Origin of the sequence: Cupriavidus campinensis, assembly GCF_905397395.1 — a bacterium.
Classification (GTDB): domain Bacteria; phylum Pseudomonadota; class Gammaproteobacteria; order Burkholderiales; family Burkholderiaceae; genus Cupriavidus; species Cupriavidus campinensis.
The window spans coordinates 1-13,038 of record NZ_CAJPVH010000089.1 but is presented as its reverse complement, the minus strand read 5'-3'; the positions used below and the strand labels follow the sequence as shown (position 1 = coordinate 13,038).

Sequence of the window (13,038 nt, the reverse complement as noted above, 5' to 3'; positions counted from 1 at the left end):
AAATGTGCCGGCGCACAAACAAATAGAGCCGTCCTCAGGACGGCTCTGATTCCCCGCTACTTGGCAATCCACCCGGCCCATCCCGGCAGCTCTATGGCTTGCCGTGGACATCGGCCAGGCGGTGGTTTTGTCGGCCCGTGGCAACCCCTCCGGTCGCATTTATTCAGTGCGGTATCTTCAGCGGGCTCAACAAGATGACATTCTGCGGATGCAATATTTCCGTAATAAGTCGCCAGCGGGCAGCATCACGCACATCCAGCCTCTGCTGACGCAAATTTCGAAAACTACGCGGCCTGATCCATCGTTAGAATGAAACGGCCCTTAACTCGGAGTTGCCATGAAACGCCATCCCATTGCCGTGACGGAAACGACGCCAGAGGGCCTAGCTGCCCTCGTCTACCACCTTGCCCATGGCGCCAGCCAGGGGCAGCTCGATCCGGAATTCGTGCGCAAGCTTGCCAAGCGCGTTGGCAAGGAGCTGGAGGCCATGGAAGAAGCCGACATGCTTTCGCCGCACGACAAGACGCAGTTGCATCAGGCCATCAACACGCTGTGCCACACCGCTGAAGCAGAAGAAGGTGCGATGCTGACCAAGGCGCTGGAGCGCCTGCGCGCCGCGGACGCGGGCAACGCCCGGCCCGTCTGATCCCTTCCCGCGCCGCCTCCCAATACCGAAAATACCGAACACAACAAGCAGAACGCCCCTTCCCGCCAAGCCGGGTAAGGGGCGTTGTGCTTTCCGGCAGGACGAGGGGAAAGGCCTCGCCTGCCGGTTCTCGCTCAAGCGCGATGCTTAGAAGCGATGACGCACGCCGACGACTGCGCCGGTCTGGTTCTGGCCGGCCACGGCCGTGCCAACACCGCTCAGGCCCAGGCTGGACGTGCCCTTGTTGCGCACGTAGCCAACGTTCAGGTAAGCGTCCGTACGCTTCGAGAACGCGTAGTCGGCCGACAGGACAAACATCCACGGATCGTTGCCGCTGTCGTTGGCATCGGTGTAGTACGCGGCGCCGGTCAGCGACAGGGCCGGCGTCACGCGGTACAGGCCGCCGAGCCAGTAGACGTTGCTGCGCGCAGCAGCCGTGGCCGGGGTGGCGATGCCGTCATCGCGCATCCAGCGGTAGCCGGCGAACACCTTGGCCACGCCGAAGTCGTACGACGAGCCCACGGCCAGGCGCTTGACAGCGCGGTCGGACGTAGCCGACGTGGCGCCCTGGTACTGGTCATAGGCCGTGCCGACCGAGAAGCCGCCGGCGGTGTAGGCCACGCCTGCGCCCACGTTGCGGCCAGCCTTGTAGTCGCCCGGCACTTCGCCCGGCGAGCCGGACACCGCGTCGCGGCCCGTGCTGTAGAAGGCCGTGGCGGTCAGGCCGCCGAACTTGCCGGTGTACTTGACGGCGTTGTCGGCGCGGCCGTTGAAGCCCGAATCGACGCTGTTCAGCGAGTAGCGCGGGCCCACGCCCATCGGGTCATAGGCACCGAACAGGTCATACAGCGAGTTCTGCTGGCGACCCAGGGTCACCGCGCCGAAGCTGCCTTGCAGGCCGACGAAGGCCTGGCGACCGAACAGGCGGTTGCCCTGGCCGGACACGCCGGTGTCGATATCGAAGCCCGATTCCAGGGTGAAGATGCCCTTCAGGCCGCCACCGAGGTCTTCCACGCCACGCAGGCCCCAACGCGAGCCGGACAGGTTGCCCGAGTTCATGCGCACGGCCGTCTGGCCATTGCCGCCCGGCACGTGGCTCGCCACTTCTACGCCGGCGTCGACGATGCCATACAGGGTGACGTTGGACGCGGATTGGGCGAGGGCTGCGCCGGACGTTGCGCAGGTAGCGGCTGCCGCCAGGGCAAATAGAGCTTTCTTCACTGTGGTTTCTCGTTTTGTTAAGACATTGAGATGCTTCCCCGTTCCGGTCGCGGCGGGCGCGCGGCGGCGCCTTGCTGCACCGGATGCCCGTGCGGGTCTCTGGGGGGCGAGCGGATTGTTACAACCCAATATGAAACGAATGTGTCGTAGGCATTACTGCAACACCCCCCTACCGGGGGATACGCACCCGGGAACTACGCAAAATCCGGGTTTTCCCGACCCGTGATTTGGTAGGATTCACACCTTTCGAGATTGGCGTGCGAGCGGACCCGTTGTGATGCGGACGCAACATGCCTGCGTCATGCCCCTGGACCCCATCAGAAGACCCATCAAGCCAAGGCTTGCCGCCCCGCTTGCACGACTGCGCGCCCACCTGCAATCGCGGTGGCTGCCAATACTGCAACCGGCAATCCAGCGGCTGCGCCGGCCCACCCGGCGCGAAGTCCTGCTGGGCGCGGCGGCCATCCCGGCGCTGTTCCTGCTCTATGTGCTGGTCCTGATTCCGTTCACGCCGGGCATCAGCGACATCCGCAAGGCCAAGTCCGAGCAACCGGCCCAGGTACTGTCCGCCGATGGCAAGGAGCTGGCCGTCTACCGCTGGGCCAACCGCGACTGGGTCGCGCTCAAGGACATCTCCCCCAATGTCGTCGATGCGCTGATCGCCACCGAGGACCACCGCTTCTACCAGCACCATGGGCTGGACTTGCGCCGCACCGCCTCCGCCGCGCTCCACACCTTCTCGGGCGACCGCCAGGGCGGCTCCACCATCACGCAGCAGCTGGCCCGCAACCGCTATCCCGAGGACATCGGCCGTGCGCCCACCATGACGCGCAAGCTCAAGGAGGCGATCACGGCGTTCAAGATCGAGGCGCTGTACTCCAAGGACGAGATCCTTGAGACGTATCTCAATACGGTGCCCTTCCTGTACAACGCGTTCGGCATCGAGATGGCCGCGCGCACCTATTTCGACAAATCCGCCGACAAGCTCGACGTGCTGGAAGCCGCCACGCTGATCGGCATGCTCAAGGGCAACAGCTACTACAACCCGGTGCTGAACCCCGAGCGCGCGCTGGAGCGGCGCAATATCGTGCTGGCGCAGATGGTCAAGCGCGGCAAGCTCGACGCCGGCCGCTTCGAGAATCTCAAGAAACGGCCATTGCGGATCGACTTCGAGCGCCAGACCGAAGCCCCCGGCCCGGCCGCCCACTTCGCCCAGCAGCTGCGCAAATGGCTGATCGGCTGGGCCGACCGCAACGACTACAACCTCTATACCGATGGGCTGGTGGTCCACACGACCATCGACTCGCGCCTCCAGGCCATGGCCAACCAGGCCGTGACGCGCCAGGGTAACCAGCTCCAGTCGATTGCCAACGCGGCCTGGGCGCCGCGCGCGGGCTGGGCGGAGAGCCGGGTGCTGGTGCAGGCCTTCGTGCGGGAGACGCCCGAGTTCCGCGCCGCCGTGGCCGGTGGCCAGAGCGAGGAAGATGCCCTCAAGCGTCTCTTCGCCGACCGCGCCTTCATGCAGGCGCTGCGCCAGCAAAAGACGCGCGTGCAGGCCGGCTTCATGGCGCTGGACCCGTCCACGGGCGCCATCCGCGCCTGGGTGGGCAGCCGGGACTTCACGGTCGATGCCTTCGACCACGTGGCGCAGGCGCGCCGCCAGCCGGGCTCCACGTTCAAGCCCTTCGTCTACGGCGAAGCCTTCGCGCACGGCCACGCCCCCGAGGAAACGCTGTTCGACAACCCCGTGGAAATACAACTGGCCGGTGGCGAGATCTGGCGCCCGACCGACGAGTCCCCCGCCACGGGCCGCGCCCTGAGCCTGCGCGACGGCCTGGTCTATTCGAAGAACACCATCACCGCACAGCTGGTGCAGGCCGTGGGGCCAGACCGCGTGGCGCGGCTGGCGCGGGCCATGGGTGTGCGCGAGAGCAAGCTGGATGCGGTGCCGTCACTGGCGCTGGGCACCAGCCCGGTTACGCTCAAGGAAATGGTGTCGGCCTACGGCACCATCGCCAACGGCGGCCGGTACCTCGCGCCAACCATGGTCACGCGCATCGAGGACCGCGAGGGCAATGTGCTGGCGCAGTTCCGCGAACCCTCGCCCGAGCGCGCGCTGTCAGCCACGGCCACCGAGACGCTGGTCGATGTGATGCGCGACGTGATCGACCGGGGCACCGGCACCGCCATCCGCAGCCGCTACGGCATTCGCGCCGACGTGGCCGGCAAGACCGGCACCACGCAGGACAACGCCGACGGCTGGTTCATCCTGATGCATCCGCAACTGGTGGCGGGCGCCTGGGTGGGCTTCAACGACAGCCGCGTGACGCTGCGTAGCGACTACTGGGGCCAGGGCGCCCATAGCGCGCTGCCCATCGTCGGCGATTTCTACCAGCGCGCCCTGCGCACGCGGGTCATCGACGGTCGTGCGCGGTTTGCCGAGGCGGACGAGAAGACCTGGTACACCTCGATCACCGGGCAGGTGCGGGGCTGGTTCCAGCGGCTGTTCGCCTCGAACAAGTCCGATCAGGCGCCGGCCACACCGCGCCCCGCGCCGCGCCGGCCGGTGCTGCCGGCCACGGAGGCGGAGGCCATGCCATCGGTAGGCTCAGGTGGTTCGGGTGGTTCAGGTGGTTCGGGTGCCTCGGCGGCAATGGCTGGGAATGGGCAAGGCGGCGGCGCAAATACCGAGCACGCGGAGTCCGCCGAGCCCGGCATGGCGCTCGATCCCAATGAAGTCGTGGAGGTGTTGCCGGCATCGGAGCCGGAACCGGCGATGGCGTCCGCGCCAGGCGTGCCATCCCCGTTCCCCGTGGCCCCGGCGATGGCGCCGGCCCCCGTCCGCTAAGGACGACCCGGGCTTACTCGCCGGAGCGCAGGCGCGTTACGGCGTTGCTGCCCGGCTCGGACACCTTGTCGCCCGGCAAGACCTCCACCGGGCCGGAACGGATCACGCGCAAGGCGTCTTCCGAAATCGTCAGCGGCGGCTCGGCCGTGGGCCGCGCCAGCAAATAGCCCTGCGCATAGTCGATGCCAAGGTCGCGGCAGATGCGCAGATCGGCTTCGTGCTCGATCCCCTCCGCCACCAGCGCCGTGCCGCTGCTATCGGCGAGGCTGCGGATGGCGCGCAGCGCCTCCTGCTGGAACGGCGATGTCGCCACGCCATCCACCACCACGCGGGCAATCTTCACGTAATCGGGTTTCAGGGCGATCCACTGCCCCAGGCTGGCGTGGCCGGTGCCGTAGTCGTCCAGCGCGAACTGGGCGCCGCGCCCACGGATGGACTCCACCGCGCGCGACAGGCATTCCAGCGAGCCCAGCGGCGCCTGCTCGGTCAGCTCGATGACGATGCGGTCCGAAGATATGCCGTGGGTCTTCAGGAAGGCGCGCACCTCGTCGCGATGGCTATCCACCTCGCGGATCGAATCGGCGCTGTAGTTGATGAAGAGCTTGCCGGGCAGCCCGGCGCGCATGAACGCGGCAATGCAGATGCGCGATGCCAGGCGCTCGAGCCGCACCAGACAACCCACGCGCGCCGCTTCAGCGAACAGCGCGACGGGGCTCTCCAGCGGCGTCCCGGCGGGACCGCGGATCAGGGCCTCGTAGCCAATGATCTCGCCATTGGCGAGCGACCCGATCGGCTGGAAAACAGGCCGCAGGCGTTGGTGTTCGAGGCAATCGGCAATAGTAGGCGTCAGAGGTCGCGACAAGGCTTGCACTCAAACTGGCTGTGGATCGTGCTGTGGGCAAAAGCCACTCCCACTGCTGGCTAACGGCGCGCCCAAGACGCAACTTGATCCCCCACTTGCAGGGGGGTTCCCATACAGCGTGCACTCTTCATCACACCGGGCGCGTCTGCCAGAGGCTGCGTCCATGCGCCCGGTCCGGCATATTCCCGATCTTTTGTGGCAATTTTGTGACGGAAGACGCATGGGCGCTGTCACGCCGGCGTCACGAAACCGTCGGAGAATCCACCCCGAATCACCAGGCGCAAGTCCGCCGTGCCTGCCGCCAATGCGGCACTGCAGCGACGGAATATCTTGACGCCTGATTTTTTGGCGCTTCAATGAAAACGTTTTCATTGCTCGCCGCCTGACCGCCGACACCGCCCATGCCTAACGCCCGCCGCTCCGTTTTTCTGTCTGCCGATACCGAAGGCGAACGCGGCAATGGCGTGACGCTGGCAGACGTGGCGCTGGCCGCTGACGTCTCGCTGGCCACGGCCTCGCGCGTGTTCAGCCATCCGCAGCTGGTGCGCGAGAGCACCGCCCAGCGCGTGCACGACGCCGCGCGCCGGCTCGCCTTCCGCCCCAACCTGCTCGGCGCCAAGCTGCGCTCGCAACAGACCCGCATCCTGGGCGTGATGCTGCCCACGCTGGAAAACGCCGTGTTCGCCGAATGCTGGGCCGGGATCGAGGAAGTCTCGCTGGCCACCGGCTATTCGCTGATGCTGGTGACCAGCGGCTACGACCCCGCCCGCGAGCGCGAGCGCGTGGAATACCTGCTGCGCCACCGCGTGGACGGCATGGTGCTGACCGTCTCGGACGCCGCGCAGAGCGCCGTGCTCGACCAGCTCGACAGTGAAGCCGTGCCCTACGTACTGGCCTACAACCAGGCCAGCCCGGCGGGCCGGCGGCACTCGGTCTCCGTAGACAACCGCACCAGTGCCTGCGAGGGCGTGAACGCGCTGATCGCCGCCGGGCATCGGCGCATCGCGGTGGTGTCGGGTGCGTTCATGGCATCTGACCGCGCCCGGCAAAGGTTTGCCGGCTACGAGGATGCGATGCGCGCCCACGGCCTGCCGCCGCTGCCGCCGGTGAACCTGCCCTCCCATACCGCCAGCCACAGCGAGCGGATTGGCGCGCTGATGGGCGCCTCCGCCGCGCCCACCGCCTTCTTCTGCACCAACGACCTGCTGGCGATCGGCGTGATTTCGGACCTCAAGCGCCTGGGCCTGCGCGTGCCGCGCGACGTCTCCGTGCTCGGCTACGACGGCATCGCGCTCGGCGCGCTGGTGGAGCCGCCGCTGGCTACCGTGGTGCAGCCCAACCCCGACATCGGCGCCACCGCCGTGCGCCTGCTGCTCAAGCGCCTGCACGCCGGCACGCGCCCCGAGGCGCTGTCCGCGTCCGCCCCTTGCGTGACCCTGCTGCCCCACGGGCTGCGCGTGGCCGGCACCGTGGCCGCGCCGCCTGCGTCCTGAAAGTTTCGCCTGACCGCCTGACCGTTTCGCCTGCCGCCCTGCTGTCCTGCTGTCCTTATCCAATCGATCTCAAACCCAATCGATCTCAAACCGGGAGCCCTGACATGACCACGCAACTTTCCTGGCGCCGCCCGCTGCGCTGGCTCGCCACCGCCGCGGCAGCCACCGCCTTCGGCATCGCCTTCAGCCAGGGCGCGGCCGCGCAGACCGCCATCTGCTACAACTGCCCGCCCGAATGGGCCGACTGGGCCGCGCAGATCCGCGCCATCAAGGAAAAGACCGGCGTGACGGTGCCGCTCGACAACAAGAACTCGGGCCAGGCACTGGCACAGCTGGTGGCGGAGCGCGCCAGCCCGGTGGCGGACGTGACCTACCTCGGCGTCACCTTCGGCATCCAGGCCAAGGCCGACGGCGTGACCCAGCCGTACAAGCCGGCCCACTGGGGCGACATCCCCGATGGCCTGAAAGACCCGCAGGGCAACTGGTTCGCCATCCACTCGGGCACGCTGGGCTTCATGGTCAACGTGGATGCGCTGCGCGGCAAGCCGGTGCCGCAGTCGTGGGCAGACCTGCTCAAGCCGGAATACAAGGGGCTGATCGGCTATCTGGACCCGTCCAGCGCCTTCGTCGGCTATGTGGGCGCCGTGGCTGTGAACCAGGCCCTGGGCGGCTCGCTGGACAACTTCGCGCCGGCCTACAAGTACTTCAAGGACCTGCAGAAGAACCAGCCGATCGTACCCAAGCAGACCGCCTACGCGCGCGTGCTGTCCGGCGAGATCCCGATCCTGCTCGACTATGACTTCAACGCCTACCGCGCCCGCTACAAGGACCGCGCCAACGTGGCCTTCGTGATCCCCAAGGAAGGCTCGCTGGTGGTGCCCTACGTGATGAGCCTGGTCAACAACGCGCCCCATCCGGCCGAGGGCCGCAAGGTGCTGGACTTCGTGCTGTCCGACGCCGGCCAGGCGCTGTGGGCCAACGCCTACCTGCGCCCGGTGCGCAACGTGCCGATGCCGAAGGACGTGGAAGCGCGCTTCCTGCCGGCGGCGGACTACGCTCGCGCCAAGCCGGTCGATTTCGGCAAGATGGCCGCCGCGCAGAAGGCGTTCAGCGAGCAGTACATGAAGGAAGTGCGGTAAATCCCTGCGTCACTGCCATGACCAAGCGCTCTCTCCCGCTGTTCCTGTTCGCCCTGCCGGCACTGGTGGTGTTCCTGGCCTTCTTCTGCCTGCCGATGGCGCGCCTGATCGAGGTCAGCGTCACCGGCAAGCAGGGCGCAGGCGTCTACTGGACCGTGCTGACCAGCGCGCGCTACCTGCACAGCCTGATGGTGACGGTGGCGCTCTCCGCCGCCGTCACGCTGGCCACGCTGGTGATTGCCGGCATCGCCGGCACCTTCCTGCAGCGCCACGCGGTGCCCGGCAAACCCGTGCTGGTGGCCATCCTCACCTTTCCGCTGGCCTTTCCCGGCGTGGTGATCGGCTTCATGGTCATCATGCTCGGCGGGCGCAACGGCCTGCTGGCGATGGTGGGCGACGCGCTGGCCGGCGAGCGCTGGACCTTCGCCTACGGCCTGGCCGGGCTGTTCGTCGGCTACCTGTATTTCTCGATCCCGCGCGTGATCCTGACCGTGATGGCCGCCGTGGAGAAGCTCGACCCGTCCCTCGAGGAAGCCGCGCGCTCGCTCGGCGCCAGCCCGTGGCGCGTGGTGCGGGACGTCATGCTGCCCGCGCTGATGCCGGCCATGCTGTCCAGCGGGGCGATCTGCTTCGCCACCAGCATGGGCGCCTTCGGCACGGCGTTCACACTCGCCACGCAGCTCGACGTGCTGCCGCTGACCATCTACAACGAGTTCACCAACTACGCCAACTTCGGCATGGCCGCCGCGCTCTCGCTGCTGCTCGGCGCGGTTACCTGGGCCCTGCTGGCCGTGGCGCGCTGGATCTCGGGCGACGCCGTCGCCGCCACCGCATGAGCACCCCGAAAAAGCCATGAAGAAACCGCCGATGACGAAGCCGCGCCGCCGCGCCGGCTACTGGCTGCAACTGGCGCTCACGCTGGCCGTCTGCCTGTTCATGACCGTGCCAGTGGTGCTATCCGTGCTGGCCGGGCTGACCAACAACATCTTCGTGGGCCTCTCCAGCGGGCTGACCACGCGCTGGCTGCTGGAGGTCTGGGCGCTTTATCGCAACACCATCTTCCTCTCCCTCGGCATTGCGCTGGCCTGCCTGGCCTGCACGCTGGTGATTGGCGTGCCCGCCGCCTACTACATGGCGCTGCGCCGCAACCGCGTGACCCGGCTGATCGAGGAACTGCTGATGCTACCGGTGGCCGTGCCGGGGCTGGCCACCGCGCTGGGGCTGATCCTGCTCTATGGCGGCTGGCAGGCGCTGCGCACGAGCTGGGTGTTCATCCTGATCGGCCACGTGCTGTTCACGCTGCCGTTCATGGTGCGGGCGGTGCTGGCCATCCTGTCCGCCATCGACATCCGCACGCTGGAAGACGCCGCCGCCAGCCTGGGCGCCACGCGGTTGCAGCGCTTTTTCACCGTGGTGCTGCCGAACTGCCGGCAGGGCATCCTGGCCGGGGCGCTGATGGTGGTCACGCTGTCCGTGGGCGAGTTCAACCTGACCTGGATGCTGCACACCCCCACCACGCAAACCCTGCCGGTGGGGCTGGCGGACAGCTACGCGTCGATGCGGCTGGAGATCGGCTCCGCCTACACCATCGTTTTCTTTGTCATGATCATTCCCCTGCTGGTAGCGATGCAGGCATTCAGCGCCATGGGCGCGCGCGCACGCCGCCATGTCGCGGAACCTGCCGAGCCGGCCACCGCGCCGGTACCCGCCACCACGCCCGTTACCGCTTCCGCCGAGACCCGCCATGCATGAACCCACCCCGATTCGCCTGCGCCAGTGCGCCAAGACCTTCGCGGACGGCACGCTGGCCCTGCAACCGCTCGACCTCGACATCGGCGCCGCCGAGACCGTGGTGCTGCTGGGGCCGTCCGGCTGCGGCAAGACCACCACGCTGCGCATCATCGCCGGGCTGGAAGCGCCCGACGCGGGCGGCGAGGTCTGGTTTGGCGAGACCCGCGTGACCGACCAGCCGATCGAGCAGCGCGGCGTGGGCATGGTGTTCCAGAACTACGCGCTGTTTCCCAATATGACCGTGGCCGAGAACATCGGCTATGGCCTGCGCGTGCGGCGCGTGGATGGCGCCACGCAGCGCCGGCGCGTCGGCGATATGTTATCGATGATGCACCTGGAACCGTTCGCCAACCGCCGCGTGGACCAGCTCTCGGGTGGCCAGCGCCAGCGCGTGGCCCTGGCGCGCGCCATCGCCGTGCAGCCGCGCGTGCTGCTGCTCGATGAACCGCTGACCGCGCTCGACGCCAAGCTGCGCGACGCCCTGCGCGCGGACATCAACCAGCTGCTGCGCAGCCTCCATATCACCGCGGTCTACGTCACCCACGACCAGGCCGAGGCGATGGCGCTGGGCGACCGCATCATCGTCATGGACCGGGGCCGCATCGCCCAGTCCGGCACGCCGCAGGAGATCTACCGCGCGCCGGCCAACGCCTTCGTGGCGGACTTCATCGGCACCATGAACCACCTGCCCGCGCAGGCCGAAGCGGGCCTGTGGCGCGTGCCGGGCGGCCGCGTGCCGATGGGGCCGCCCAGCGATGCCCCCGCCACGCCCGCGGCGCGGCTGATGTTCCGGCCCGAAGACGTGGCGCTGGTGCACGCTGACAGCGCCGATCGCGCCCATGTGGAAGGCACCGTGGTCACCGCGCTGTTCCTCGGCAACCACACACGCCTGCTGGTGGACGTGGGCGCCGCCACGCCGCTGATCGTCGATACCGCGCGCCGCGACGGCTGGCCGGCTGGCGCGCGCGTCGGCCTGCGCATCGACACCGCCCACCTGATCACCCTCCCCGACGCTGCATGACCGCCTCCGCACCCTATCTCGTCGCGCAACTGAGCGACCTCCATATCAAGGCCGGCGGCAAGCTGTCCTACCGGCGGGTCGATACGGCCGGCGCGCTGCATCTGGCCATCGATACCCTGCTGGCGGCCCCGCAAATCCCCGATACGGTCATCATCACAGGCGATCTGGTCGACTTCGGCAGCGAGGACGAATACCGCTTCCTGCGCGACATCCTGCAACGGCTGCCGATGCCGGTGCGGCTGCTGCCCGGCAACCACGACCACCGCACCACGCTGCGCAAGGTGTTCCCCGACCACGCCTACCTGTTCGACCATGGCGACGGCGAGGCGCCCATCCACTATGCGATGGCGGCGGGCCCGTTGCGGCTGGTCGGCTTCGACTGCACCGTCCCCGGCCAGCCCGGCGGCCGCGTGGAGCCCGAAGGGCTGGCCTGGCTCGATGCCACGCTGGCCGGCGCGCCCGCCCAACCGACGCTGCTGATGCTGCACCATCCGCCCTTCGTCACCGGCATCGGCCACATGGACCAGCAGGGGCTCGACAACGCCGCCGCGCTGGAGGCCGTCATCGCCCGGCACCCGCAGGTGGAGCGCGTGGTCTGCGGCCACCTGCACCGCCAGATCACGCGACGCTTTGGTGGCACCATCGCCATCACCGCGCCGGGGCCGGCCCATCAGGTGGCGCTGGACCTCGACCCGCAGGCCGCCTCCCGCTTCCGCATGGAGCCGCCCGGCTACCTGCTGCACTGGTGGCACCCGGCCCACGGGCTGGTGACCCACCTGGCTGCCAGCGGGGACTACGGCCCGGCGCACCCGTTCTTCGACGCCCACGGGCGGCTGATCGACTGAGCGGGGCCGGAATCCGCCAGACACACTAATAGATAGTGATAGATATAGGGAGATCGGCGGAGCGGCGGTTGTCACGCGCCCGCCACCTTGGGTACCATCGTCGGCTTACCCAACTTCCGGATCGCGGTTCCGCATAACGGAACACGACGACCTGCTTCGACATGGATCTCCTGCTGCTGAGCAATTCCACCTCCGACGACGGCTACCTCGTGCACGCGCACGCGGCCATCACGGAGCTGGCCGATGGACGGACCGACGCGCTGTTCGTCCCCTACGCCGGGGTCACGCGTGACTGGGACGCCTACACCGATCAGGTGCGCGAGGCGCTGGCGCCCATCGGCATCACCGTGCGCGGCCTGCACGCCGAGGCGGACCCGCTGGCGGCCGTGAACGCGGCCACGCTGATCGTGGTGGGCGGCGGCAATACCTTCCGGCTGCTCCAGGTACTGCGCCAGCAGGCGCTGCTGGCCCCAATGGCCGCCCGCGTGCGCGCCGGCGCCGCGCGCTATATCGGCTGGAGCGCCGGCTCCAACCTCGCCACGCCCAGCATCCGCACGACCAACGACATGCCGGTGGTAGACCCGGGCGGCCTCGACGCCCTCGGCCTGATCCCGTTCCAGCTCAACCCGCACTATTACAACCTCGTGGTGCCCGGCTTCCGTGGCGAAACCCGCGACCAGCGCCTGGCCGAGTTCACCACCCTCTCGCCCGACACCCCTGTCCTCGGCCTGCCCGAAGGCAACTGGGTCCGCGTGTCGGGTAATCACCACACGTTGCACGGCCCGCATGCGGCGCGGTGGTTCCTGGGAGATCGGACTTGGGATGTGGCGGCCGGGGTGTTGGGGGTGCCTTGACTGCGGGGATGCGGTGATGCGGACGACCGTTACGATTGAGGACGCGCAGCGCTGGGAGGATCGTCGCCTGACATGCAAGTCGTTGCCCGCGGACGGGACAACGACGAGTGGCGGTGAGCGTATGCATCGACACGGCTTTTACTGAATGCTCTGACGTGTTTTTGCTCGCCGCAATTGAAATGATTGGTGTATCCGACTGGCTCCTTCCGGCCAGGAGCGGTCGTTCGACGCGACAAGCTAAATCGCTGAGAATGAGCGTTCAAGGATCCTCGGGTATCGACAGGTACGCAGAACAGATATGGGCAAATACTCATTCAG

General features: G+C 67.9%; 12 protein-coding genes. 10 read left to right on the top strand and 2 right to left on the bottom strand.

Annotated elements, in window-relative coordinates:
- Positions 1–337: 337 nt before the first annotated feature.
- Complete coding sequence (locus tag KHO18_RS26725; RefSeq protein WP_144203522.1) at positions 338–646, top strand: hypothetical protein; 309 nt, start codon at positions 338–340, stop codon at positions 644–646.
- Between the two features lie 147 nt (positions 647–793).
- Here the strand turns inward: KHO18_RS26725 and KHO18_RS26720 are convergent, their stop codons facing one another.
- Positions 794–1,867: a porin gene (locus tag KHO18_RS26720; RefSeq protein WP_144203520.1), complete on the bottom strand. Its 1,074-nt coding sequence runs from the start codon at positions 1,865–1,867 to the stop codon at positions 794–796.
- 301 nt (positions 1,868–2,168) lie between these two features.
- Here KHO18_RS26720 and KHO18_RS26715 point away from each other — a divergent pair, with 301 nt between their 5' ends.
- Positions 2,169–4,715: a penicillin-binding protein 1A gene (locus KHO18_RS26715; protein ID WP_211944197.1), complete on the top strand. Its 2,547-nt coding sequence runs from the start codon at positions 2,169–2,171 to the stop codon at positions 4,713–4,715.
- Between the two features lie 13 nt (positions 4,716–4,728).
- Here KHO18_RS26715 and KHO18_RS26710 read toward each other — a convergent pair whose 3' ends face one another.
- Positions 4,729–5,577: an EAL domain-containing protein gene (locus KHO18_RS26710; RefSeq protein ID WP_244845121.1), complete on the bottom strand. Its 849-nt coding sequence runs from the start codon at positions 5,575–5,577 to the stop codon at positions 4,729–4,731.
- A 401-nt stretch (positions 5,578–5,978) separates the two neighbouring features.
- Here KHO18_RS26710 and KHO18_RS26705 point away from each other — a divergent pair, with 401 nt between their 5' ends.
- The 8 genes from KHO18_RS26705 to KHO18_RS26670 all read left to right on the top strand — a co-directional run.
- Positions 5,979–7,070 carry a substrate-binding domain-containing protein gene (locus tag KHO18_RS26705; RefSeq protein WP_144203518.1) on the top strand — a complete coding sequence of 364 codons (1,092 nt, stop codon included), beginning with the start codon at positions 5,979–5,981 and terminating at the stop codon, positions 7,068–7,070.
- A 104-nt stretch (positions 7,071–7,174) separates the two neighbouring features.
- Positions 7,175–8,209 carry an ABC transporter substrate-binding protein gene (locus KHO18_RS26700; protein WP_144203516.1) on the top strand — a complete coding sequence of 345 codons (1,035 nt, stop codon included), beginning with the start codon at positions 7,175–7,177 and terminating at the stop codon, positions 8,207–8,209.
- Between the two features lie 17 nt (positions 8,210–8,226).
- Complete coding sequence (locus KHO18_RS26695) at positions 8,227–9,045, top strand: ABC transporter permease (protein ID WP_144203514.1); 819 nt, start codon at positions 8,227–8,229, stop codon at positions 9,043–9,045.
- Positions 9,046–9,076: 31 nt separating this feature from the next.
- Positions 9,077–9,961, top strand: coding sequence for an ABC transporter permease (locus KHO18_RS26690; RefSeq protein WP_144203550.1), 885 nt, complete (start codon positions 9,077–9,079; stop codon positions 9,959–9,961).
- The gene (locus KHO18_RS26685) at positions 9,954–11,021 is read left to right on the top strand and encodes an ABC transporter ATP-binding protein (protein ID WP_144203512.1); all 1,068 of its coding nucleotides are present in this window, start codon (positions 9,954–9,956) and stop codon (positions 11,019–11,021) included. The genes KHO18_RS26690 and KHO18_RS26685 overlap by 8 nt, the downstream gene beginning before the upstream one ends.
- Complete coding sequence (locus KHO18_RS26680) at positions 11,018–11,866, top strand: phosphodiesterase (RefSeq protein WP_211944196.1); 849 nt, start codon at positions 11,018–11,020, stop codon at positions 11,864–11,866. The genes KHO18_RS26685 and KHO18_RS26680 overlap by 4 nt, the downstream gene beginning before the upstream one ends.
- Positions 11,867–12,027: 161 nt before the next feature.
- Positions 12,028–12,720: a dipeptidase PepE gene (gene pepE, locus KHO18_RS26675; protein WP_144203508.1), complete on the top strand. Its 693-nt coding sequence runs from the start codon at positions 12,028–12,030 to the stop codon at positions 12,718–12,720.
- 113 nt (positions 12,721–12,833) lie between these two features.
- Positions 12,834–13,038 (top strand): hypothetical protein (locus KHO18_RS26670; protein WP_211944195.1); only part of this gene is annotated, 205 nt, incomplete at its 3' end.

Coding starts and splice junctions, on each gene's coding strand:
- KHO18_RS26695 (WP_144203514.1), top strand. CDS start 8,227: ATGACCAAGCGCTCTCTCCCGCTGTTCCTGTTCGCCCTGCCGGCACTG.
- KHO18_RS26705 (WP_144203518.1), top strand. CDS start 5,979: ATGCCTAACGCCCGCCGCTCCGTTTTTCTGTCTGCCGATACCGAAGGC.
- pepE (WP_144203508.1), top strand. CDS start 12,028: ATGGATCTCCTGCTGCTGAGCAATTCCACCTCCGACGACGGCTACCTC.
- KHO18_RS26725 (WP_144203522.1), top strand. CDS start 338: ATGAAACGCCATCCCATTGCCGTGACGGAAACGACGCCAGAGGGCCTA.
- KHO18_RS26715 (WP_211944197.1), top strand. CDS start 2,169: ATGCCCCTGGACCCCATCAGAAGACCCATCAAGCCAAGGCTTGCCGCC.
- KHO18_RS26690 (WP_144203550.1), top strand. CDS start 9,077: ATGACGAAGCCGCGCCGCCGCGCCGGCTACTGGCTGCAACTGGCGCTC.
- KHO18_RS26685 (WP_144203512.1), top strand. CDS start 9,954: ATGCATGAACCCACCCCGATTCGCCTGCGCCAGTGCGCCAAGACCTTC.
- KHO18_RS26700 (WP_144203516.1), top strand. CDS start 7,175: ATGACCACGCAACTTTCCTGGCGCCGCCCGCTGCGCTGGCTCGCCACC.
- KHO18_RS26680 (WP_211944196.1), top strand. CDS start 11,018: ATGACCGCCTCCGCACCCTATCTCGTCGCGCAACTGAGCGACCTCCAT.